The sequence below is a fragment of the Catenuloplanes sp. NPDC051500 genome (assembly GCF_044454585.1).
In the GTDB taxonomy this organism is placed as follows: domain Bacteria; phylum Actinomycetota; class Actinomycetes; order Mycobacteriales; family Micromonosporaceae; genus Catenuloplanes.
Genome location: NZ_JBITDX010000006.1, coordinates 52,822 through 74,737 on the forward strand (window position 1 = coordinate 52,822; position 21,916 = coordinate 74,737).

The window sequence follows — 21,916 nt, forward strand, 5'->3', positions numbered from 1 at the left end:
CCGTGGGCCCGCCCCTTCTCCGGAGGACCGCATCGACGACGTGCGTGGAGAAGGGGCGCGGTGAGGATTTCAGCCTGCGGTGCACTCGCCGGTGTCGTTGGCGCGGGTGCGCTTCAGGCCCTCCTCGGCGACCGGGGCGGCCTCGGCGGCGGAGACGGCGTAGCCGAGGTTCGGGTTCTCGGCGGCGGCCGCGAAGATGACGCCGAGGACGTCGCCGTTGGAGTCGACGAGCGGGCCGCCGGAGTTGCCGTTCCGGACCAGGGCGCTGATCGTGTAGATGTCGCGGGTGACCTCGCGGGAGGTGTAGATGTCCGGCCCGGTGATCTTGCCGACGGCGCGCAGGCGGGCGGACTGGGCGTTGTACGGGCCGTCCAGCGGATAGCCGAGCACGATCGCGTCGTCCGAGCGGGCGCCCACGGTCGGCGCCCAGTTCATGGCCGGGGCCTCAAGGCCGGGGACGTAGATGATGGCCAGGTCCCGGTTCGGGTCGTAGACGGTGACGCGGCCGTCGAGCGGCTCGCCCTTGACCTCGACCGTGACCGAGTCGGTACCGGCCACCACGTGCGCGTTCGTCATGACCCGGTCGTCTGCGTAGACGAAGCCGGAGCCCTCCAGACGCCGGCTGCAGTCGCCGGCGATGCCGCGGATCTTGACGACCGACTCCTCCGCGTCGCGGACCACGCGCGAGTTCGCCAGGCGCGGGTCGGGCGGCTCGACCTGCGGGGCGCTTGAGTTGCCGAGGCCGCCGAAGACCTCCGGGAAGCCGCGGGTGTTGAGCGTCTGCCGCAGGCCCTGGGAGAGCACCTCGGCCTGGGCCGGCATCACCTGGTCGACGGCGCCGAGCAGGTAGCTGCTCTTGATCGAGCGGGCCAGCCACGGGACGGACGACGAGGCCAGCGGCACCGCGACCAGCCAGGCCACCAGCAGCACGGCGCAGACCGAGACCAGCGCGCCGCCGATCTCGTCCAGCCGCTGCCCGGTCTGGTTGACGATGCCGTGCCGCAGCCGGGCGCCGAACCAGCCGGCAAGCGTCTGCGCGACGACGGCGAGCAGGAAGATCGCGACGAGCGAAGCGACCACGCGCATGCCGGGGTCCGCGAACTGCGCGGCGATCAGCGGGCCGAGTTGCAGCCCGAGCAGCGCGCCGCTGAAGAACCCGGCGAAGGACAACGTCCCCACCACGAACCCCTGCCGGTAGCCACTCGCTGCGAACAGCAGCACCAGCAGGAAAAGGACGATGTCGGTCACGGACACCCGCCTAGGGTAGGTATGCCGGCCAAGGGGTGCCGGGAGCTGCGACGACGTCTCATGCGAGGGGACCGCTGACGTCGTCGGCCGGCGGCGGCGCCACCGGACCAGAAGATCTTGCCGGGGGTACGCCGAGCACCGGCCGAAGCTGGTCGTCGAGCTCGGCGATCCGGTCGCGCGGCCACGGCCGGCTCCAGCCGCCCAGGTCGAGCAGTGCGGAGAGCACGCCGGCGGTGAAACCCCAGACGACCATGCCCTGCGAGTCGAACGCCGGGCCGATCCAGCCGCTGCTGTGCCGTACCTGCAGGCGGTGGGCGGGGTCGCACAGTTCCGCGATCGGCAGCCGGGCCACGTGCGCGACCTCGGCCGGTTGCCGCGGGTGCACCGGGTGCGGCGCGTGCCACCAGGCGAGCACCGGCGTCACCACGAACCGGCTGACCGGGATCCACAGTTTCGGCAGCTCCGCGAGCACAGTGACGCTGGCCGGGTCCAGCCCGACCTCCTCGTTCGCCTCGCGGAGCGCGGTGGCGACCGCGTCGGCGTCACCCGGGTCGGCCGCGCCGCCGGGGAACGCGGGCTGGCCGGCGTGGTTGCGCATGTCGGCGGCGCGCTCGAGCATGAGCACGTCCGGCCCGTCCGGGCCCTCGCCGAAGAGCACGAGCACCGCGCTTATCCGGCCCTCACCTGTGGGTGTGGGCATGCGGGTGAAGTCCTTGGCGGTCGCGGAGACGGCCCGCTTGGCGAGCGGCGCCAGCCACTCCGGAATCTCGTCGGTCACGCCGTCCCCCCTTTCCCGCACTGAGGTGATCTACGGCTGCCACGTGTGAACCGCTCAATCATCACGGCACCGTCACGCCCAACTCATCCCGGACGAACCGGTCGAGCCCGGCCTCGTCCAGCGCGGCGGTCTGGTGCACGCCGCGCACCCCGCCGTCCGCGTCGATGAGCACGGTGGTCGGCAGGCCGGGCGCGCCGAGCCGGGCCACTGCCAGCTCGCCGAGCAGCTCCTTGTTCGGGTCGAACAGCGACGGGAAGCGGAATCCCAGCTCACGGCCCAGATCCTCGGCGGTGGACTGGCGGTCACCGGTGTCGATGCCGAGCACGTGGACCCGGCCGGCGGCCCGGTCGGCGTAGGCCTGGACGGCCGGCAGCTCGTCCCGGCACGGCCCGCACCAGGAGCCCCACAGGTTGAGCACGGCCGGTCCGCGCAGCTGCGTGAGCCGGACGATCTCGCCGCCGTTGAGACAGGACAGCTCAAGGTCGGGCAGCCGGTCCAGCAGCACGTCGCCGGGAGGTGTGGGCGCCTCGGAGGCGGGCGTGGTCAGCCCGGCGCAGTCCGCGAACGGCGACGGGCGTACCACGTCTCCCGCGGTGGTGTCGCTCATGGTCTGCCCGGTGGTGCACCCGGCCAGCGTGAGCCCGACCGCGCCGATCACCAACGCACGTCTCACGGCACGTCCGCGGTGGCGGCGGCCGAGGGCACCAGCGCGGGGTCGAGCCCGACCGCGGCGGCCAGCTCACCGGCGCGCGGCCCCTTGAGCAGCTTCACGGCGACCTCGGGCTCGGTGGGTCCCTCGCCGTACGACGGGCAGATCTTCGCAAGCGTGCAGGCGCCACAGGCCGGTTTGCGGGCGTGGCAGACGCGGCGGCCGTGGAAGATCACCCGGTGCGACAGCATGGTCCACTCCCGCTTCGGGAAGAGCGCGCCGATCGCGTGCTCGATCTTCACCGGGTCGGTCTCGCCGGTCAGCCCCCACCGGCGGACCAGGCGCTGGAAGTGGGTGTCGACGGTGATGCCGGGGACGTCGAACGCGTTGCCGAGGATCACGTTCGCCGTCTTGCGGCCGAAGCCGGGCAGCGTGATCAGGTCGGTCAGCCGGCCCGGCACCTCGCCGTCGTAGCGCGCGACGAGCGCCTCGCCGAGCCCGATCAGCGAATTCGTCTTGTTGCGGAAGAAGCCGGTGGGCCTGATCAGCTCCTCAAGCTCGGCCCGGTCCGCGCCCGCGTAGTCGGCGGCGGTCCGGTAGCGGGCGAAGAGCTTCGGCGTGACCTCGTTGACCCGCTTGTCCGTGCACTGGGCGGACAGGATGGTGGCGACCGCGAGCTGCAGCGGGTTGCCGTGGTCCAGCTCGCAGTGGGCGTCGGGGTGGGTCTCGGTAAGCAGCCGGCCGATCCGCCGGGCGCGGCGTGTCAACGCGAGCGGGGACTCGGCGGGCGTACTTGTCACATCGGCCAGCGTACGTCGAAGCCCGCGCGCGCCGCGATCAGCCGCCGGACAGACGACCCGTCTCCCCGACGACCGGCCCGCTCGCCGGGAAGTCCGCGGCCGACAGTTCCCCCACGAGCCGCAGTCCCAGAGCCGTCCTGTCGGTCACCGGGCGGCCGGCGCGGTCCGGGCGGGTCGGGGTGAACGTGCCGCCCGCCCAGGCGCCGGTCGCGTACAGCGTCACCCGGAGCACGCCGGAGGCCGCGTACCGCCCGCTGCGGGGCCCGGCGGCGGTGAACGTGCCCAGGCTGTACGCGATCAGCCGCCCCCGGTGGAACTCCATGCCGCGCAGCACGCCCGTCCCGTGCCCGAGCACCAGGTCCGCGCCCGCGTCCACCACCGCGTGGGCGAACCGCACCGGGTCGCCGCGGTTGACGCCCCGGTGCAGTTCCGCGCCCGGGACCGTCCGGTAACGGCCCGGGGCGCCCATCTGCGCGTGCACCACGACCAGGTCGGCGTCGGCGGCGGCAGCGGTCACTGCCCGTTTCGCGGCGGTCAGGTCCGTGATGCTGTGCGACCCGGAGTTGAAGGAGAACCCGAGCACCGCGATCCGGATGCCGCGGACCTCGACGGGGGTGACGCCGGCCCCGTACCCGTTGATCGTGGTGAAGCCGGCGGTGCGCAGGCCCGGTGCGACAGGCCCGCGGAGGCTGCCGGTGGTGAGGTCCGCGCGGAGCGCCCGGCGGAGTTCGGCGGGGATGTCGACGTCCGGCGCCAGATCTCCGGTCGCGGCGATCGAGACGAGCCCGGTGGGGCGGGCGCGGACCGGCGGCGCGGGCGGGAGCGGGACGAAAGGCGGAACCGCGAGCCAGAGCGGCCGGGTGCCGGGAGCGGTGCTGACCGCGACCGCGTGGACGCCGGACAGGCCTGTGGCAAGCAGGATGACCAGGGCGAAAAGCACAACAAGGACCGGTTTGCGCGCCATACTGATCAAACGCGCGGCGGCTGAATCCGCAATCGGGGCCGAAAGTCAAACTGCGGAGCGTGATCTTCGCTCTAGAGCGAGCGGTCGGCGGATGTTACCGTCCGTTGAGGTCTGGTCGGTTACGCTTCCGGATCAAGATTCCTGGGGTGCACGCCCGATTCCGGCCCGCGTGTGCCTAGACTGACTGCGCGCGAAGGCTTCACCGGCCATCCAGGTACTGACCGGTATCAAACAGCTCGGCGCTTGTGGCGGAGGTGCGCATGGACGAGGTGTTGGCCCGCAGCGGGATCTTCCAGGGGGTTGATCCCGAGGCGGCGGAGGCGCTCGCCAAGGAGATGGAGACTCTCGAGATCCGTAAGGGCGAGATTGTCTTCAACGAGGGCGAGCCCGGGGACAGCCTGTACATCGTACTGTCCGGCAAGATCAAGCTCGGGCGGCGCGCGGCCGACGGCCGGCAGAATCTTGTCTCGATCATGGGTCCGTCGGACATGCTGGGCGAGCTGTCGCTCTTCGACCCGGGGCCGCGCACCGCGACGGCCACCGCGGTCACCGACACCCGGCTGGCCCGGCTGCGCAAGCAGGCGCTGCGGCCGTGGCTGCACAACCGGCCGGAGATCTCGGAGCAGCTGCTCCGGGTGCTCGCGCGCAGGCTGCGACGGACGAATGACAACCTGGCGGACCTCATATTCACCGACGTCCCCGGCCGGGTTGCGAAGAACCTCCTGCAGATGGCAGGCCGGTTCGGCACCCGCGACGGGGGCGTCCTCCGCGTCACGCACGACCTCACCCAGGAGGAGCTGGCCCAGCTGGTCGGCGCGTCCCGGGAGACCGTCAACAAGGCGCTCGCCGACTTCGCGTCGCGCGGCTGGCTGCGTCTGGACGGCAAGAGCGTGATCATTCTGGACCCGGAGCGCCTGGCCCGCCGGGCCCGCGTCTAGATCCTCTCCTCATCGTTACGAGCCCCGGCGGGTGATCCGCCGGGGCTCGGCGCGTTTCGCCCCTGCTGGTCGCTCGTTACGACGTGTGGCAACAGGGCCGGGCCGCAAACGTAGAGGGGTTGCACATGGCTGTCCTCGACACCGCCATCGATCCACGCAACCCGACGTACCAGGAGAACCGTGACGCGATGCTCGAGCGCCTCACGGTGCTTGCGAACGCGCTTGACCTGGCACGGGCAGGTGGCGGCGAACGACACGTCACCAGGCACCACGCCCGCGGGCGGCTGATGCCCCGCGAGCGGATCGATCTGCTCCTCGACCAGGACGCGCCGTTCCTGGAGCTCTCCCCGGTCGCGGGCTGGCACACCGACCACCCGGTCGGCGCCGGCGTGGTCACCGGGCTCGGCGTCGTGGAGGGCGTCGAGTGCGTCATCGTCGCCCACGACCCGACCGTACGCGGCGGCGTGCTCAACCCGATCGCGCTCCGCAAGATCGAACGCGCCGGCGAGATCGCGCTGGCCAACCGGCTGCCGCTGGTCAGCCTGGTCGAGTCCGCCGGCGCGGACCTGCCCGCGCAGGCCGAGGCGTTCGTGCCCGGCGGCTCCGTGCTTCGCGACCTGGCCCGGCTCTCCGCCGACCGGATCCCGACCGTCTGCGTGGTCTTCGGCGACGCGGTCGACATGGCCGCCTGGCTGCCCGGACTCTCCGACTACACGGTGCTGGTCCGCGCGCAGGCCAAGGTCTCGGTGGCCGGGCCGCGGCTGGTCCAGGAGGCGACCGGCGAGGTCTCCGACGGCGAGGCGCTCGGCGGCGCCGCCATGCACGCGAACCGCTCCGGACTGGCCGACTTCCTGGCCGAGGACGAGCGCGACGGGGTACGCCTGGCCCGCCAGTGCCTGCGCCGGCTGAACTGGCGCAAGCTCGGCCCGCCGCCGCGCACCGCGCTTCCCGCACCGCCCAAGCACGACGCCGAGGATCTGCTGGCCATCCCGTCCGCGGACGAGCGTGGCCCGTTCGACCCGCGCGAGGTGCTGGCCCGGATCGTCGACGGCAGCGACTTCGACGAGTTCAAGCCCGGCTACGGCCCCGCGCTGGTCACCGGCTGGGCCGAGGTGCACGGCTACCCGGTCGGCGTGCTCGCCAACGCGCGCGGCGTCCTGGTCTCCGCGGAGGCGCAGAAGGGTGCGCAGTTCATCCAGCTCGCGAACGCGACCGGTACGCCGCTGGTGTTCCTGCAGAACGCGTCCGGCCTGATGACCGGCGCGGAGTTCGAGCAGGGCGGGATCGTCAAGCACGCGTCCGCAATGATGAGCGCCGTCGCCGCATCAGGCGTCCCGCACCTCGCCGTCAACCTGGGCGCCGCGCACGGAGCCGCGGCGTACGCGATGTCCGGCCGTGCCATGCGCCCCCGATTCCTGTTCAGCTGGCCGAACGCGCGCGCCGCAGCGCTCGCGCCCGCCCAGCTCACCGGCGTGCTCACTGCGCTCGCCCGGCAGGCCGCCGAGGTCAAGGGCCAGCGCTACGAGGAGGACTTCGACCGCAACCTGCGGATGAACGTCGAGCGGCAGGTAGACGCGCAGACCGCCGCGCTGTTCGTCTCCGGCCGGCTGCACGACGACGGCGTGATCGACCCGCGGGACACCCGGACCGTACTGGGCCTGTGTCTATCCGCGATCCACAGTGGCCCGGTCGGTGGCGCCGACCGGTTCGGCGTTTTCCGGATGTGAGGACTTGATGATCCGACGACTCCTGGTCGCCAATCGCGGAGAGATCGCCAGGCGGATCTTCGCGACCTGCCGGCTGATCGGCATCGAGACGGTCGCGGTCTACTCCGACGCGGACGCCGAGGCGCCGCACGTGGCCGAGGCCGACTACGCGGTGCACCTGCCGGGTAACGCGCCTACCGCGACGTACCTGCGGGGTGATCTGATCCTGCACGCGGCCCGGAAGACCGGCGCTGACGCGGTGCACCCCGGCTACGGGCTGCTCGCCGACAGCGCGGACTTCGCGGCCGCGGTCATCGACGCGGGCCTGACCTGGATCGGTGCACCGCCGAAGGCGATCGCGCTGCTCACGTCGCGGCTCGAGTCGCGGGCGCTGCTCGCCGACGCCGGTGTGCCGATGCTTCCCGCGTTCGGCGAGCCGGAGCACGTGCCCGGCTTCCCGGTGCTGGTCAAGGCGGACACCGGCAGCGGCGGGCGGGCCATGCGCATCGTCCGCGACCCGGACACGCTCTCCGACGCGTTCGCGGCCGTACGCCGCGAGGCCGCGCAGCTGTTCGGCAACGGCACCGCGCTGGCCGAGCCGTACATCGAGCGGGCCCGGCACATCGAGATCCCGGTGATCGCGGACGCGGTCGGCGGCGTGATCACCTTCGGCGAGCGCGAATGCTCCATCCAGCGCCGCTACCAGAAGCTGATCGAGGAGACGCCGTCCCCCGCGGTCTCCCCAAGCCTCCGCGCCGAGCTGTGCACGGCCGCCACCGCGGTGGTCCGCGCCTCCGGTTTCGTCGGGGCCGGCGCGGTCGAGTTCCTGCTCGCGCCGTCCGGCGAGTTCTTCTTCCTGGAGATGAACACCGCGCTGCAGGTCGAGCACGCGACAAGCGAGTGCGTCTCCGGCTTCGACCTGGTCCGCCTCCAACTGCTTGTCGCCGAGGGCGCGCCGCTGCCGATGAGCAGCCCGCCACCGGTCCGCGGCCACGCGATCGAGGTGCGGCTCTGCGCCGAGGACCCGGCCTACGCCTGGCTGCCGTCCACCGGCCGCCTGCACCGCTTCCACGTGCCGGACGTGACCGGCTCGTTCAAGCCGCTCCCCCAGCCCGGCCTGCGCCTGGACACCGGCGTCGGCGACGGCTCGGTGGTCGGCGTCTACTACGACTCGATGCTCGCCAAGCTCGTCGCCTGGGCACCGACCCGGCACGAGGCCGCGCGCATGCTTGCGGCCGCGCTCACCCGGTCACACATGCACGGCGTCGTCACGAACCGGGACCTCCTGGTCCGCGTGCTGCGCCACCCCGCGTTCCGCTCCGGAAACGTCGACATCAGCTTCCTGGACCGGCACCCCGAGGTCTTCGCGCCGCTGCTCTCCTCGGTCGACGCGGTCCGGGTCTCCTGCCTCGCCGCCGCGCTGGCCGGGGCCGCCGCCCGCCGCGCCTCCAGCCCCGTCCTCGCCACCATCCCGTCCGGCTGGCGCAACGTGCCGAGCGGCGCCCAGATCACGGTCTACGACGGTCCGGCAGGCCCGGTCGAGGTCGGCTACCGCCTGGAACGCACGGGTGAACTGGCCGGCTGGTGGGTCCGCGCCGTCGACCCCGAGGAACTCGACCTGGCCGGCCTCGGCGCGCCCCCGCTGACCGACGACCACCCGCCGGTCGCGGTCGTCGACGCCGACCCCGAACGCGTCGTCCTTGACGTCAACGGCATCCGGCTGGCGTTCGGCGTACACCGCGTCGGCGACGTCTCCTACGTCGACAGCCCCGAAGGCTCGGTCGCCCTCACCGAACTGCCACGCTTCCCCCGCCCGTCCGAACTCTCCGACGGCTCGCTCACCGCGCCGCTGCCCGGCGCCGTCGCCCGCGTCATGGTCGTCCCCGGCCAGCGCGTACGCGCCGGTGACCTGCTACTCACCGTCGAGTCCATGATGGTCGAGCATCCGGTCCACGCCCCGTCCGCAGGCGTCGTCGCCTCGGTCCCGGTCCAGCCCGGCATCCACGTCGCCGCCGGCACCCTGCTGGCGGTCCTCAACCCCGACTGAGATCCAGATCTACCCGCTCCCGCCGTGGTTCCGCCCGCATGCTCCCGCGGGCACTCGAACCTGCCTGGGGACGACCCCAGACCCCGACCCAGATCTACCCGCTCCCGCCGTGGCCCCGCCCGCATGCTCCCGCGGGCCAACCTCGCGGCGGGCTCCGCTGGCGCTCCGCACGTCGCTCGGAGCCGGTTCCGCCGTGGCCGGGAAGACCCTAGGAGCCGAGGAACCGGCGGAACCAGCTGCGGAAGCCGGGGTTCGGCACGGTCGGGTGCGGGTCGCCGTGGGAGGCACGTGGCGGCGTGTACGTGTCCCCGCGGTACACCCGGCCCGGCTGACGCGGCGGCTTGTTCGGCCCGGGGCCGGGCGGCGCCTCCGGACGCGGGTTCGGGAACGGGTTGCCGCCCTGGGCCGGCAGGCGGACGTCGTAGAGCATGTCGCGCAGGTCCGCGGCGGTCGGCCGGGCCTCCGGCTCGTTGGCCATGCCGCGGCGGAGGACCGCGATCAGCTCGTCCGGCACGTTCGGCAGGCCGGGGATGGGCTGGTTGAACATGTCCATGATGGTGAGCAGGCTGGGGTTGCGGTCGTCCTTCCACCGCGGCGGCTTGCCGCGCAGCATCGCGTAGAGCGTGGCGCAGAGCGCGTAGACGTCGACCGCGGCGGACGGGCGGGACGCGCGGAACATCTCCGGCGGCGCGTAGGCGGGCGTGAGGACCTCGAGCGTGACGTTCGGGTCGCGCATCTCGGCCAGCACGGCCAGGCCGAAGTCGGCAAGGACCGCCTCGTTGAACTTGGAGTAGAGGATGTTCGCCGGCTTCACGTCGCGGTGCAGGACCTGCTCGTTGTGCGCGTCCGCGAGCGCGTCGGCGATCTTGATGCCGACCGAGCGGGCCTGCGCGGCCGCCAGCGGCGTGCGGTTGGCGTAGGAGCCCTCGCACAGTTCCATGATCAGGTACGGGTGCCCGTCCGCGGTCACACCGACGTCGAAGAGGTCGACGACGTGCGGGTGGGAGGACATCCGGCTGGCGGCGCGGGCCTCGCGGAGGAAGCGGGCCCGGTCGCGTTCGTCCCCGAGCGCGCGGTTCTCCACCTTGATGGCGACCTCGCGGTCCACCGAGATCTGGGTGGCCCGGTAGATCGTGGCGTACCCACCGCGGGCAAATTTCTGCAAATCCGTCATTCCGGGCACGACGGGCACGCGTGCATTACCGCCGGACCCGTCAGCGGGAGGCGGTGGCCGTTCCGAGTCCCCGGTCACGGATTAGAAAATACGCGATGCCGCCGGTCGAGCCACAGGCCGATGCCGGTCGCCACCGCGCCGATGCCCTCCCAGGCCGCCACGCCGAAGAACCGGCCGGGTGCCTCGCCGGTCACCACAAGCAGCGTGAACACGGTAAACGTCATCAACCGGAAGAGTGCGGTGAAGAGGTAGAACGACCGCCACTCGGTCCAGACCGAGACGAGGTAGTAGACGCCCATGTTGAACGAGGCCATCGACGACGCCAGGATGAACACCCGCGTGTAGTCGCCCGCGGCCCGCTGCGCCTCCGGGACAACCTCGAAGCCAAGACTTGCGAGCATGGAGTCCGGCGAGATCAGGCCGGTCGCGCCCATGATGATCGCCAGGACACCGAAGACGGCCATGGTCCATCCGGCCATCGATCGAGGCAACCTCATTGCACCCTCCACACAGGAGTTCCGGCTACGGCCGGATCATGCTAGCGGCTGTTCCAGAGCGAGACCATCCGTCAACGGACTGCCACCGAGGCGATCGAGCATCGCGTCCGCCTCGGCCCGCTCGCTCACCTGCTCGCTCGCGTAGGCCAGCCGCACCGCCTCGGCCGCCTCCTGGCAGGCCTGCTCCGGCTGGTCGTTGGCGAGCAGCGCGGCCGCCAGCACCCGGTGCGACCGCACGCCGCTGCGCACGTCCTCGGCAGGCATCGCCACCGCCCGGCGCGCCCAGTCCAGCGCCTGGATCGTCTGCCGCTCGGCCAGCAGCGCCTGTGCGTAGGTGGCGACCGCGTCCCGCCGGGAGAACAGCAGCGACGGCGCCCGGCCGGCCGCGATCGGCGCCAGCAGGCCCACAGCGGTCAGTGCGTCCCCGGAGGTGAGCCGGACCGCGGCCAGCAGCACGCGCGGCGCGACCTGCGCCGGTGCGAGCGGGTTGTGCGGCTCGACAGCGGTCAGCACGGACCGCGCGTCCTCCTCCGCGCCCGGCACGTCACCGAGCCGCAGCCGGACGAAACCTCGCATGGTGCCGGCGATGCCCAGCAGCAGCGGATGCGACGTGCGGCTGCCGTAGCCGAGCGCCTCGGTGAGCAGGTCGTGCGCGTGCTCCCACTGGCCGAGACCGCGGGCCACCGCGCCGCGTACGGAGAGCGCCAGCCCGCGCCCCCAGTCGTCGGAGATCTCGCCGAAGTCCCGGTACGCCACCCGCGCCTGATGATCCGCGTCCACCAGATCGCCGAGTTCCGCCGCGGCGAACGCGTCCACCGCCCGCAGCGTGCCGACCGCCCACGACTCGCCCAGCCGCTCACCGAACGGCAGGAACGAGCCGGCCAGCCGCCGCGCCTCGCCCAGCTCACCGGCGAGCAGTCGCGCGAACGCGGTGGTGCCACGCACCCAGGCGTGCCCGACCGGGTCGCCCAGCTCCGCGAAGAGCTTCGTGGCCCGGTCCAGCACCGCCTCACTGCCCGCGAAGTCGCCGCGCGCGGTGGTGACCCAGGCCAGGTCCTGCAGTGACCACGCCTGCCCGTGCCGGTCGCCCGCGGCCTTGGTCACCTGGAACGCGGCCGCGAACCGGCTGCTGGCCTGGCTGAGCCGGCCGGTGAAGAAGTCGTTCATGCCGAGTCGGCGCATCGCCTCCGCGCGTTCGGCGGGCAGGCCCGCGTCGGTCGCCACGTTCAGCGCGTCCTGCCAGGCCTGGGCGGCACGCTGGCCGTCGCCGAGCATGCGCAGCGCCTGGCCCGCGATCAGCAGCGCGCCGGACCGGCAGGCCGCGTCGTCGCCCGCGTTCGCGCTGAGCTTCTCGGACAGGTCGAGCGCCTCGGAGATCCGGCCGTTCTGGAGCAACGCGTTCGCGTGCACGAGCTGGTCGGAGTCGGAGAGGGCGTCGTCGGAGAGCGCGATGGCCCGCTCCGCGTAGTCGACCGCGAGACCGGGCTCGCCCATCGCGTGCGCGCGCCTGGTCGCCCGGCCGAGCGCGGCAACGCCGAGCGGCACCACGTCGCGGACGTCCGAGTCGGTACGCAGCCCGACCGCGTCCGCCAGCCGCAGCGCGCACTCCACGTGGTGCGCGATGAACAGGTCACGCGCGTCGTCGGTCATGCCGCTCGGGCCGGTGAACCCGCTGGACAGCAGCGGCTCCACCTCCTCGTCCTCGGCCGCGGCCCAGCGGGCCAGGAACGCGTGCCGCTCGGCCAGGTCCGCCTTGCCGATCCCGGCGTACGCGGCCTCCCGCATCAGCGGCGTGCTGAACGCGAAACCGCCACGGGTGCGTACCAGCATGCGCCGCTGCATCAGCTCCTCCACCGCGCGCTCGAAGTCGCCCGGGTGCCGCCCGCAGAGCGCGTGAAGCGTGGCCGTGGCCACCTGGTCGCCGATCACGGACGCGTCGCGCAGCACCACCCGCGAGTCCGCGGGCAGCGCGTCGATGCGCGCGGCGAGCACGGCCGCGAGATCGCGGGAGAGCAGCTGGCGGTCGAGCGAGCCGGCCGAGAGCCGCCACTTGCCGGCCGCGTTGGCGCCGACCGCGGCCTTCAGCGCACCGCGTTCCATCAGCAGTGTGACAAGCTCGGCGAGGTAGAACGGGTTGCCCTGCGCGGTGGCCAGCAGCCGGTCGGAGTCCTCCGGCGGCAGCTTTCCGCCCTCCAGATAGGAGGTGAGCAGCCGGGCCGCGTCCGCGCCGCGCAGCGGGGGCAGCGAGTACACCTCGGCCTCGGACATCCGGGTCATGATCCCGGCGGTGCGCACCACCTCTGGCCGGCCGAGCAGCAGCACCAGCGCGGGCCCGGAGAGCCGGCCGAGCGTCACGCCGAGCGCCTCGATCGTCTCCGGCGTGGCGTCGTGCAGGTCGTCGACGACCACGAACAGCGGCGCCTCCGCGGCGAGCGCGCTGAGCAGCACGGAGACCGCGGCCGGCAGCATCTCCGCGTCCGGCGGGGCCGGGATGTCCTGTGACGACCAGTCGGGCGCGCCGGTGGCTGTCTGCGTCTCGCCGTAGCCGAGCAGCGTCATCAGCGCCTCCACCGCGACCGGCGAGTCCGGCGAGGTCTTGGCCAGGCGCTGGGCCACGCGGCGCACGCGCTCCTCGACCGCGGCCCGGGTGGCGCCGGTGAACGGCTCGTTCGGCAGGCCGATCGCGGACCGGACCAGGTCGGCAAGGGGTGCCAGCCGGCGACGCTCGCCGAACGCCACGCACTTGACCGCGAGCACTGTGGCGCCGCCGGTGCCCTCGAAGCCGGCGGCAAGCCGTTCCGCCTCCGCGCCGAACCGGGACTTCCCGAGCCCGGCCTCGGCCGTCATGATCAGCACGCCCGGCTCGTGGCGGTCGATGACCTCGGCGAGGCGGCTGGCCACCCGGCCGAGTTCCGCTTCCCGGCCGACGAACGGCGCCTCGTCGCCGAGGCCGGACCGGGTGCCGGGCGCGTCGCGCAGCCCGAGCAGCTCGAACGCGGCGACCGGCTGCCGCTTGCCCTTCAGCTTGAGCGGGCGCAGCTGGCGCCAAGACGCGAGGTGCCGGGTCGCGGCCATGGTCGTCTCGCCCGCGTAGACCGCGCCGATCGCGGACGCGTCCGCAAGCCGGGCCGCGGTGTTCACTGTGTCGCCGATGACCGTGTACTCGAGCGAGGCCTGGATGCCGGCGACCACCTCGCCGGTGTTCAGCCCGACGCGCAGGCCGAGCGGGGCGCCGCCGCCGCGTTCGTCGTCGAGCACGCGGCGCACCGCGCGCTGCATGGAGAGGGCGGCCCGGACCGCGCGCTCGGCGTCGTCCTCATGGGCCACCGGCGCACCGAAGACCGCCATGATCCCGTCGCCGGTGAGCTTGTCCACGTGCCCGCCGAACGTCTTGACCGCGCCGGCAAGCGCGGCGGTGACCCGGTCGGTGACCGCGCCGACCCGCTCCGGGTCGACCTCCTCGGACCAGGACGTGAAGTCGGACAGGTCTCCGAACAGGACCGTGACGACGCGGCGTTCCGCTGCCGGCAGCGCTGTGGCGGTCTCGGCAGCGGCGGGTAGGGCTGCGCCACAGTTGTGGCAGAACCGGGCATTCGGGACCGCCACCGTCCCACACACCGGACAGGTCACGGTGGGTCCAACCCGGCGGATCCGCTCGGGAATTCCCGGTCGAGCGCGTGCAGGTGGTCGAGCTGGGCGCGCACCGACCACTCGGCCGCCCACCACAGCGAGCGGTCGACGTCCGCGTACACCCGCGCCACCACCTCCTGCGCCGTGGTCGCGCCGGCGCGCACCGCGTCCCGCACCTGGTCGAGCCGGGCGGTCCGGTGCGCGTGGTAGAACGCGGCGGCCGCGCCGGTGTCCGCAAGCGCCGGGCCATGACCCGGAAGACCGACGATCCCACGGTACGACGAGAGCCGCTCGAGACTCCCCAGATAGTCCCCGAGATGTCCGTCCGGCCAGGCGACAACTGTCGTGCCCCGGCCCAGGATCGTGTCGCCGGTGAGCACCACCCGCTCGTCGCCGAGACCCGCCACGAAGCTCACCGAGTCGAGCGTGTGGCCGGGCGTGCTGAGCACCTCAAGAGTGAGGCCGGGGACGGCGAGCGGCCCCGCGCTCAGCAGCTGATCGCCGTGCTCCGGGTCCGCGGCCAGGATCGGCGTCCCACCGAGCCGCGCGGACAGCGACCGGGCGCCCTCGGCGTGGTCCGCGTGCCCGTGCGTGATCAGGATTGCCGCGAACGGCAGGCGCTCGGCGATCGCGGCCAGGTGCTCCTCGATCTCCGGCCCCGGGTCCACGACCAGGCCGAGCGCGACGTCGGGCGCGCGCAGCAGCCAGGTGTTGGTGCCGTCAAGAGTCATCGGGCCGGGGTTGGGCGCACGAAGCAACGTCACCCAACGAGGCAACGCCTCCGCGAGTTCCCCCGCGGAGGCGGTGATGTGTCCTGGCCCACTCATGACTCGAATCTTACGGCGATACCTGGATCAGGCCGTGAGCTCGACGATGACCTCGACCTCGACCGGTGCGCCGAGCGGCAGCTCAGCCACGCCGACCGCGCTGCGGGCGTGCCGGCCGGCCTCGCCGAACACGGCGCCGAACAGCTCGGACGCACCGTTGATCACACCGGGCTGGCCGGTGAAGCCTGGTGCGGACGCGACGAAGCCGGTCACCTTGACGATCCGCGCGACCCGGCCGAGGCCGACGAGCGCCTCGATCGCGCCGAGCGCGTTCAGCGCGCACTGGCGGGCCAGCGGCGTGGCGTCCTCGGCGGAGACCTCCGCGCCGACCTTGCCGGTGGCCGGGAGCTTGCCGTCGACGAACGGCAGCTGGCCGGAGACGTAGACGTGATTGCCGGACTGCACGGCCGGCACGTACGCGGCGACCGGCGGCACGACCTCGGGCAGCACCAGACCGAGCTGCGCGAGATTGGCGTACGGGTCGATCGGCTCGGTCATCGTCACTCCTTCGGGCGCTTCAGGTAGGCCACCAGCTGCTCCGGGTTGGGTCCCGGCACGACCGCCACGAGCTCCCAGCCGTCGTCACCCCAGTTGTCGAGGATCTGCTTCGTGGCATGGGTCAGCAGCGGCACGGTCGAGTACTCCCACTTCTGCATGGTCCACAGACTAGAGGCTGCGTCGTCGAGCCCCGCATGACCGCTCCGGTTACGCTGGCCGACGGCGTCGCTGACGCCCGGTGAAGAGCGACCCCGCCGCACCCCGACCGGAGGAAGTGAGATGACGACCCCGCCAGACGGTTCGTACCCTCAGGAGGGTTTCGGTCCTGCTCCTGCGCCTCCGCAGGAGGGGTTCGGCCCCGCTCCAGAACAGCCGAGACGGCGTAGGCCGACGGTCCTGATCGCGTCGATCGTGCTGGCCGTGGTGGTCGTGCTGTGCGGTGGCGGCGGCCTGGGCGCGTTCCTGCTGCTGCGCTCCGTCGAGTCCGGGACCGGCGCGCCGGAACCCGCGCAGGCGGTGGACAGCTTCCTCACCGCGGTCTACGCGGACAAGAACACCGGCGAGGTCGCGCAGTACGTCTGCTCGGACAGCCGGGACAGCGCGGACATCGACGCCAAGATCCAAGAGGTCCGGGGGTACGCGGAGCAGTACGAGGACCCCAAGTTCGACTGGACCGCGCCGCAGGTGTCGAACGAGAACGGCGACACCGCGACGGTGACCACCACGGTGACGCTTGTCACCGCGGACGAGAAGACCGCGGACCAGGCGCTGACCTTCACAGTCGTGGAGAACAATGGGTGGTGGGTCTGCGAGGTCAAGGGGTGAGCAGGTGACGGCGGTGGACTGGTCGGCACGCCTGCACGTGGTCACCGGTAAGGGCGGCACCGGCAAGACGAGCGTGGCCGCCTCGCTTGCGCTAGCGCTCGCCCGGGACGGCAACCGCGTGCTGCTTGTCGAGGTGGAGGGCCGGCAGGGCATCGCCCAGCTGTTCGGGCTGGACCCGCTGCCGTACGAGGAGCGCCGGATCGCCACGGCCCCGGGCGGCGGTGAGGTCCGTGCGCTCGCGGTCGACGCCGAGGCCGCGCTGCTGGAGTACCTCGACATGTTCTACAAGCTCGGCGCCGCGGGCCGGGCGCTGCGCAAGGTGGGCGCGATCGACTTCGCCACCACAATCGCGCCCGGCCTGCGGGACGTGCTGCTCACCGGCAAGGCCAAGGAGGCCACCACCAGGTCGGTGAACGGGCGCCGGGCGTACCACGCGGTGGTGGTGGATGCTCCGCCCACCGGCCGGATCGGCCGGTTCCTCAATGTGACCGCGGAGACCGCACGGCTGGCCAAGATGGGCCCGATCAAGACGCAGTCGGACGGGGTGGCCGCGCTGCTGCGGTCACCGATGACGTCGGTGCACGTGGTGACGTTGCTTGAGGAGATGCCGGTCCAGGAGACGCTCGACGCGATCGTGGAGCTGGATCAGCTCGGCATCCCGGTCGGCAACGTCATCATCAACAACGCGCTTCCGCCGTTGCTGGCCGCGGGCCGGCCCACCCAGGCGGAGCTGCGGCGCGGGCTGGCCGCGGCCGGGCTGCCTGCGGACCGGGCGACCGTGACCGGGCTGCACGCGGAGGCGAAGAGCTATCTGGCCCGCCGCGAGCTGGAGGATTCGCTGCGTGCGGAGCTTTTGGAGTTGAACCGGCCGCTTATCGAGCTGCCGCAGCTGCCGGGCGGGATCACGCGCCACGGGCTGGACGTGCTCGCCGACACGCTGCTGCGCTAGGCGACGGCCGTTAGGCTCGGATCGTGTCCGCTGATCTCGACGTCGACGCGATCCTCGCCGACCCCGGCTCCCGCATCATCGTGTGCTGCGGCGCCGGCGGGGTCGGCAAGACCACGACCGCGGCCGCGGTGGCGCTTCGCGCGGCGGAGCGCCACGGCCGCCGCACGGTCGTGCTGACCATCGACCCGGCGAAGCGGCTGGCCCAGTCGCTCGGCCTCTCCGAGCTGGACAACACGCCCCGGCAGGTCAAGGGCATCGACACCGAGGCGACCGGCGGCGAGCTGCACGCCATGATGCTCGACATGAAGCGCACGTTCGACGACGTGGTGCTCGCGCACACCGACCCGCAGCGGGCGCAGGAGATCTTCGCGAACCCGTTCTATGCGGCAATGAGCTCGACCTTCTCCGGTACGCAGGAGTACATGGCGATGGAGAAGCTCGGGCAACTGCGGGCCCGCGACGAGTGGGACCTGATCGTGGTGGACACGCCGCCGTCCCGGTCCGCGCTTGACTTCCTGGACGCGCCGGCCCGGCTGGCCCGGTTCCTGGACGGCAAGATGCTGCGGCTGTTGCTGGCCCCGGCCAAGACCGGCGGCCGAAGCGTGTTCAGCCTGGTCACGGCATCGTTCGGGGTGTTCTCCCGGGTGGTCCAGAAGGTGCTTGGCGCACAGCTGCTGACTGACCTGTCCGGGTTCGTGGCCGCGCTCGACTCGATGTTCGGCGGGTTCCGGCAGCGGGCCGAGCAGACGTACCGGATCCTGCAGGCCGAGGAGACGTCGTTCCTGCTTGTGGCCGCGCCGGAGCCGGACGCGGTACGGGAGGCCGCCTACTTCGCGCAGCGACTGCGCGACGACCGGATGCCGCTGGCCGGCCTGGTGCTCAACCGCATGCACGCGTCTGCCGCGCCGGGGCTCACCGCGGCGGACAGCCTGGCCGCGGCAGATGCGCTCGAGGAGTCGGGGGAGAGCCCGGCCACGGTGGACGCGCTGCGCATCCACGCGGCGCTCACCGAGCAGGCGGAGCGGGAGCAGCGGGTGGCGGCGCGGTTCACCACAGCGTTCCCGACAGTGCCGACGGTGGTGGTGATGGCGCAGCCCGCCGACGTGCACGACGTCGACGGGCTGCGGAGTATCGGTGAAGCGCTCGCCTAGCCGGCGTGCACCAGAACGTTAGGGCGACTCTTGTCCTGTTCCCGGAGCGCCGCCTCGAACATCTTCCGCCACGATGCCACATGCGGATGCCGGCGCAGCAGCGCACGCCGTTCCCGCTCGGTCATTCCTCCCCATACGCCGAACTCGATGCGGTTGTCGAGCGCGTCCGCCAGGCATTCGTTACGGACCGGGCAGCCGCGGCAGATCCTCTTCGCCACGTTCTGCTCGGCGCCCTGCACGAAGAGCGCGTCGGGATCGCCGTTCTGACACGCCGCCATGGTCGGCCAGTCGCTGATCATCCCCATCTGTGCACGTCCCCCCAAGCTGTACCGCCGCCGACCCGTATCCCCCGGTCGCGGCACGTGTCCCCTGCCGGTTCGTCCCGACCGGCCACCAGATCCCCCGGTCACTCCCCGCAATCCTTGCGGCACGAAGAGTGACATTCGATCTCCGGAACATCATGCTCTGTAGTTAGGCGATTACGCAACGTTGTCTCTTAAATCGACCAGGTCGGACACTTCGCCCTCTTCACCCGATAATTCGATATTTATCGATCAGTTGCTCATGCATCCGGGCGGATCTGCGCAAACGGCGACACCGGCGGCCGGGAGCAGGCACACTGGTGCGGGGAGAGATGCCGCGCGCCACGGTTCGTGCGACTTGCACAACGATTCCGGCAGCCGCCGCGACATGCTCTCGATCGGTCATTTTTCGGCCGCGCGTGCCATACCGGACACAACCGGCAAAATGCGCTATTCGCCGTAGCCTGTCGTGGTGAGCTGGATCAGGAAACGCGACCACACCGTCTTTTCCGGGGCTGCCTCATTGGGCATCTGCGGACTGCTGGCCGGCCTTGTCGTGGCCGCGGCCGCCTTTCCGGCGGTGGCCATGTCCGGCCTGGCCGCGAAGGCCGGCGCCGAGACGTTCGACAGGTTGCCGAATGAGCTGATCGTGCAGCGTGCGCCGCAGAACACCTATCTCTACGCGTCGGACAACCACACGCTGATCGCCATGATCTACGACGAGAACCGGAAAGACGTCGCGATCAACGACATTCCGCCCGTCATGCGAAACGCCATCATCGCGGCCGAGGACCACAACTTCTACCGGCACAACGGCGTCGACATGAAGGGCATCGCGCGCGCGTTCGTCAACAACAAGTCGGGCGCCGCACAACAGGGCGCCTCCACCCTCACCATGCAGTACGTCCGGATGGCGATCTCCTACTCCGCCACCCACCCGGCCGATGTGGTCCGCGCCACCGAGGACACCAGCGCCCGGAAACTGCGTGAGATGCGTTACGCGATGCAGGTGGAGAAGGAACTCTCCAAGGATCAGATCCTGGAGAAGTACCTGAACATCGCGCCGTTCGGCAACGGCGCATACGGCGTCTGGGCCGCAAGCCAGGTCTACTTCAGCCGGCAGCCCGAGGATCTGAGCACCGAACAGGCCGCGATGCTGGCCGGCATGGTGAAGGCGCCCTCCGCGTTCGACCCGACCACGAAGACCGGCCACCCGCTCGCGCTCACCCGGCGCAACTATGTGATCGACAACATGACCGAGATCGGCGCGATCACACCGGCCGAGGCGATCCGGGCCAAGGCCGCGCCGCTCGCCGTCAACGGCACCCGCGCGCCGAACGGCTGTGTAAGCGCGTCCGAGAACATCTGGGCCTTCTTCTGCGACTACGTCTACCGCTGGTGGATGGAGCAGGACGACTTCGGCGACAGCCCGTACGACCGGGAGCGCCGGCTGAAGAGCGGCGGCTACCGCATCGTCACCTCGATGGACGTCAAGACGCAGCAGGCCGCGCGGAAGAACGTGCACAAACGCGCGGCCGACGGCAACCGCAACGCCATCATGGTCGCGGCCGTCCAGCCCGGCACCGGGCGGGTGCGCGCGCTCGCCGTCAACCGCGTCTACAAGAACGACGACGCGCACAACCGGCCGAACAGCGACCCGAACAAGCGCCGCGCCGGCCTGCGGGGCACCTACCCGAACACCACCAACCCGATCATCACCGGCAGCGTGGACGTACCCGGGTATCAGGGCGGTTCGGTGTTCAAGATGTTCACAATGGTCGCGGCGCTGGAGAAGGGCTACCCGCTGAGCTACACGATCTACGCGCCGGACACCTACCAGTCGCGGTACATCGTGGCCGCGTCGAGCCCCGCGGCCTGTGCCGGGCGGGCGCTCTACTGCCCGAAGAACGCGGTCAAGAGCATGGCCGGCGTACACAACATGTGGAGCGCGTTCGGGCAGTCGGTGAACACCTACTTCATCCCGCTGCAGGAACGCGTCGGCGCACAGAACGCGGTGGACGTGGCCAAGCGGCTCGGCATCCGGTTCCGGGCCCAGAACGACGCCCGGTTCGCCGGCGATGAGGACGCGGCCGCGCAGTGGGGCGCGTTCTCGCTCGGCGTCTCCGCCACCACGCCGCTCGACCTGGCCAACGCGTATGCCACGCTCGCCGCGGACGGCCGCCACTGCGAGCCGATCCCGGTGATCGAGATCCGCCAGGAGGGCAAGCCGCTACCGGCCGGCGAACCCCGCTGCGACCAGGCCGTGGACAAGGAGGTCGCGCGCGCCGCGATCGACGCGGCCCGCTGCCCGGTCGGCGACCGCTCGGCGACGTCCCGCTGCCGGGGCGGCACGTCCACCGCCACCCGCCGCGCGGTGGGCAAGCCGATCGCCGGCAAGTCCGGCACCACGGACGGGGAGCGCACCGCCACCTTCGTCGTCACCACGAAGCAGCTCACGGTCGCCGGCATGGTCGCGGATACGGACAACGCCAACACCACGATGAGCGGCGGCGGTGACGGCTGGGGCGACCCGCACAACGAGGCGGTCAACCCGGCCGTCTACCAGACGCTCGCGGACGCGATGGAGGGTGTCGAGGCCAAGGAGTTCACCCCGCCCGGCCACCGGACGATCAACGGCAAGCTTGTCAACATCCCGAACGTGCGCTGCAACTCCGAGCCCGACGCGCACACCCGCCTGGTGGCGCGCGGCTTCGAGGTGCAGGTCGCGGCCGGGCGCATCGACTCGCACTGTCCCGCGGGCGCGGTCGCGAGCACGGAGCCGGGCGGCAGCACGATCGAGGGCGGCGTGGTCGTGCTCACGCTCAGCACCGGCCGGGCGCCACGCCCGCCGGCGCCCACCGCAACGCCGTCGCCGAAGGTCTCGACGACGCCACCGCCACCACGCTGACGCGTGCCTCAAAGATCACAATCGC

The 21,916-nt window shown here is 71.9% G+C and carries 18 protein-coding genes and 1 pseudogene; 7 read left to right on the forward strand and 12 right to left on the reverse strand.

Features of this window, described 5'->3' with window-relative positions; genetic code table 11:
* Positions 1–69: 69 nt before the first annotated feature.
* The 5 genes from ACIA8K_RS14060 to ACIA8K_RS14080 all read right to left on the reverse strand — a co-directional run bounded on the left by ACIA8K_RS14060 (position 70) and on the right by ACIA8K_RS14080 (position 4,415).
* Positions 70–1,254, reverse strand: coding sequence for a MarP family serine protease (locus ACIA8K_RS14060; RefSeq protein ID WP_396058618.1), 1,185 nt, complete (start codon positions 1,252–1,254; stop codon positions 70–72).
* A 52-nt stretch (positions 1,255–1,306) separates the two neighbouring features.
* Positions 1,307–2,026 carry an NUDIX hydrolase gene (locus ACIA8K_RS14065; protein ID WP_396058620.1) on the reverse strand — a complete coding sequence of 240 codons (720 nt, stop codon included), beginning with the start codon at positions 2,024–2,026 and terminating at the stop codon, positions 1,307–1,309.
* A 61-nt stretch (positions 2,027–2,087) separates the two neighbouring features.
* Entirely contained in the window at positions 2,088–2,699 is a 612-nt protein-coding gene (locus ACIA8K_RS14070) for a TlpA family protein disulfide reductase (protein ID WP_396058622.1), read from the reverse strand.
* Positions 2,696–3,475, reverse strand: a complete 780-nt coding sequence (gene nth / locus ACIA8K_RS14075; protein WP_396058624.1) for an endonuclease III — start codon at positions 3,473–3,475, stop codon at positions 2,696–2,698. The genes ACIA8K_RS14070 and nth overlap by 4 nt, the downstream gene beginning before the upstream one ends.
* A gap of 37 nt (positions 3,476–3,512) precedes the next feature.
* Positions 3,513–4,415: a CapA family protein gene (locus tag ACIA8K_RS14080; RefSeq protein ID WP_396058626.1), complete on the reverse strand. Its 903-nt coding sequence runs from the start codon at positions 4,413–4,415 to the stop codon at positions 3,513–3,515.
* 284 nt (positions 4,416–4,699) lie between these two features.
* Here ACIA8K_RS14080 and ACIA8K_RS14085 point away from each other — a divergent pair, with 284 nt between their 5' ends.
* The 3 genes from ACIA8K_RS14085 (at position 4,700) to ACIA8K_RS14095 (ending at position 9,130) form a co-directional block, all read left to right on the forward strand.
* Entirely contained in the window at positions 4,700–5,377 is a 678-nt protein-coding gene (locus ACIA8K_RS14085; protein ID WP_396058628.1) for a Crp/Fnr family transcriptional regulator, read from the forward strand.
* Between the two features lie 125 nt (positions 5,378–5,502).
* Positions 5,503–7,104, forward strand: a complete 1,602-nt coding sequence (locus tag ACIA8K_RS14090; protein WP_396058630.1) for an acyl-CoA carboxylase subunit beta — start codon at positions 5,503–5,505, stop codon at positions 7,102–7,104.
* A gap of 7 nt (positions 7,105–7,111) precedes the next feature.
* Complete coding sequence (locus tag ACIA8K_RS14095; RefSeq protein ID WP_396058632.1) at positions 7,112–9,130, forward strand: biotin carboxylase N-terminal domain-containing protein; 2,019 nt, start codon at positions 7,112–7,114, stop codon at positions 9,128–9,130.
* Between the two features lie 229 nt (positions 9,131–9,359).
* Here the strand turns inward: ACIA8K_RS14095 and ACIA8K_RS14100 are convergent.
* The 6 genes and pseudogenes from ACIA8K_RS14100 to ACIA8K_RS14125 all read right to left on the reverse strand — a co-directional run.
* Positions 9,360–10,304 (reverse strand): annotated as a pseudogene (locus tag ACIA8K_RS14100) (serine/threonine-protein kinase); the annotation flags it as partial.
* 74 nt (positions 10,305–10,378) lie between these two features.
* Positions 10,379–10,801 carry a hypothetical protein gene (locus ACIA8K_RS14105; protein ID WP_396058634.1) on the reverse strand — a complete coding sequence of 141 codons (423 nt, stop codon included), beginning with the start codon at positions 10,799–10,801 and terminating at the stop codon, positions 10,379–10,381.
* A gap of 36 nt (positions 10,802–10,837) precedes the next feature.
* Complete coding sequence (locus ACIA8K_RS14110) at positions 10,838–14,431, reverse strand: adenylate/guanylate cyclase domain-containing protein (protein ID WP_396058636.1); 3,594 nt, start codon at positions 14,429–14,431, stop codon at positions 10,838–10,840.
* Positions 14,428–15,258: an MBL fold metallo-hydrolase gene (locus tag ACIA8K_RS14115; protein WP_396058638.1), complete on the reverse strand. Its 831-nt coding sequence runs from the start codon at positions 15,256–15,258 to the stop codon at positions 14,428–14,430. The genes ACIA8K_RS14110 and ACIA8K_RS14115 overlap by 4 nt, the downstream gene beginning before the upstream one ends.
* Before the next feature lie 27 nt (positions 15,259–15,285).
* A complete protein-coding gene (locus tag ACIA8K_RS14120; protein ID WP_396058640.1) occupies positions 15,286–15,756 on the reverse strand; it encodes a RidA family protein in 471 nt (156 codons plus the stop codon).
* Between the two features lie 2 nt (positions 15,757–15,758).
* A complete protein-coding gene (locus ACIA8K_RS14125; protein WP_198154048.1) occupies positions 15,759–15,914 on the reverse strand; it encodes a hypothetical protein in 156 nt (51 codons plus the stop codon).
* Between the two features lie 262 nt (positions 15,915–16,176).
* On the opposite strand from ACIA8K_RS14125, the gene ACIA8K_RS14130 reads away from it, so the two are divergent.
* From ACIA8K_RS14130 to ACIA8K_RS14140, 3 genes are read left to right on the forward strand one after another with little or no spacing between them, the layout of a single operon-like run.
* Entirely contained in the window at positions 16,177–16,581 is a 405-nt protein-coding gene (locus ACIA8K_RS14130; protein ID WP_396058642.1) for a hypothetical protein, read from the forward strand.
* Positions 16,582–16,585: 4 nt separating this feature from the next.
* Positions 16,586–17,530 carry an ArsA-related P-loop ATPase gene (locus ACIA8K_RS14135; RefSeq protein ID WP_396058644.1) on the forward strand — a complete coding sequence of 315 codons (945 nt, stop codon included), beginning with the start codon at positions 16,586–16,588 and terminating at the stop codon, positions 17,528–17,530.
* Between the two features lie 23 nt (positions 17,531–17,553).
* Positions 17,554–18,681, forward strand: coding sequence for an ArsA family ATPase (locus tag ACIA8K_RS14140; protein WP_396058646.1), 1,128 nt, complete (start codon positions 17,554–17,556; stop codon positions 18,679–18,681).
* Here ACIA8K_RS14140 and ACIA8K_RS14145 read toward each other — a convergent pair.
* A complete protein-coding gene (locus tag ACIA8K_RS14145; protein ID WP_396058648.1) occupies positions 18,678–18,986 on the reverse strand; it encodes a WhiB family transcriptional regulator in 309 nt (102 codons plus the stop codon). The two genes, ACIA8K_RS14140 and ACIA8K_RS14145, sit on opposite strands and share 4 nt — an antisense overlap.
* Before the next feature lie 478 nt (positions 18,987–19,464).
* Between ACIA8K_RS14145 and ACIA8K_RS14150 the strand changes: the two genes are divergently transcribed.
* On the forward strand, positions 19,465–21,891 hold the full coding sequence (locus tag ACIA8K_RS14150) for a transglycosylase domain-containing protein (RefSeq protein ID WP_396059214.1): 2,427 nt from the start codon (positions 19,465–19,467) through the stop codon (positions 21,889–21,891).
* Positions 21,892–21,916 lie beyond the last annotated feature (25 nt).

Bases quoted from the DNA above. Each gene is read 5' to 3' on its own strand.
- ACIA8K_RS14085 (WP_396058628.1), top strand. From the start codon at position 4,700: ATGGACGAGGTGTTGGCCCGCAGCGGGATCTTCCAGGGGGTTGATCCC.
- ACIA8K_RS14090 (WP_396058630.1), top strand. From the start codon at position 5,503: ATGGCTGTCCTCGACACCGCCATCGATCCACGCAACCCGACGTACCAG.
- ACIA8K_RS14095 (WP_396058632.1), top strand. From the start codon at position 7,112: ATGATCCGACGACTCCTGGTCGCCAATCGCGGAGAGATCGCCAGGCGG.
- ACIA8K_RS14105 (WP_396058634.1), bottom strand. From the start codon at position 10,801: ATGAGGTTGCCTCGATCGATGGCCGGATGGACCATGGCCGTCTTCGGT.
- ACIA8K_RS14115 (WP_396058638.1), bottom strand. From the start codon at position 15,258: ATGAGTGGGCCAGGACACATCACCGCCTCCGCGGGGGAACTCGCGGAG.
- ACIA8K_RS14120 (WP_396058640.1), bottom strand. From the start codon at position 15,756: ATGACCGAGCCGATCGACCCGTACGCCAATCTCGCGCAGCTCGGTCTG.
- ACIA8K_RS14125 (WP_198154048.1), bottom strand. From the start codon at position 15,914: ATGCAGAAGTGGGAGTACTCGACCGTGCCGCTGCTGACCCATGCCACG.
- ACIA8K_RS14145 (WP_396058648.1), bottom strand. From the start codon at position 18,986: ATGGGGATGATCAGCGACTGGCCGACCATGGCGGCGTGTCAGAACGGC.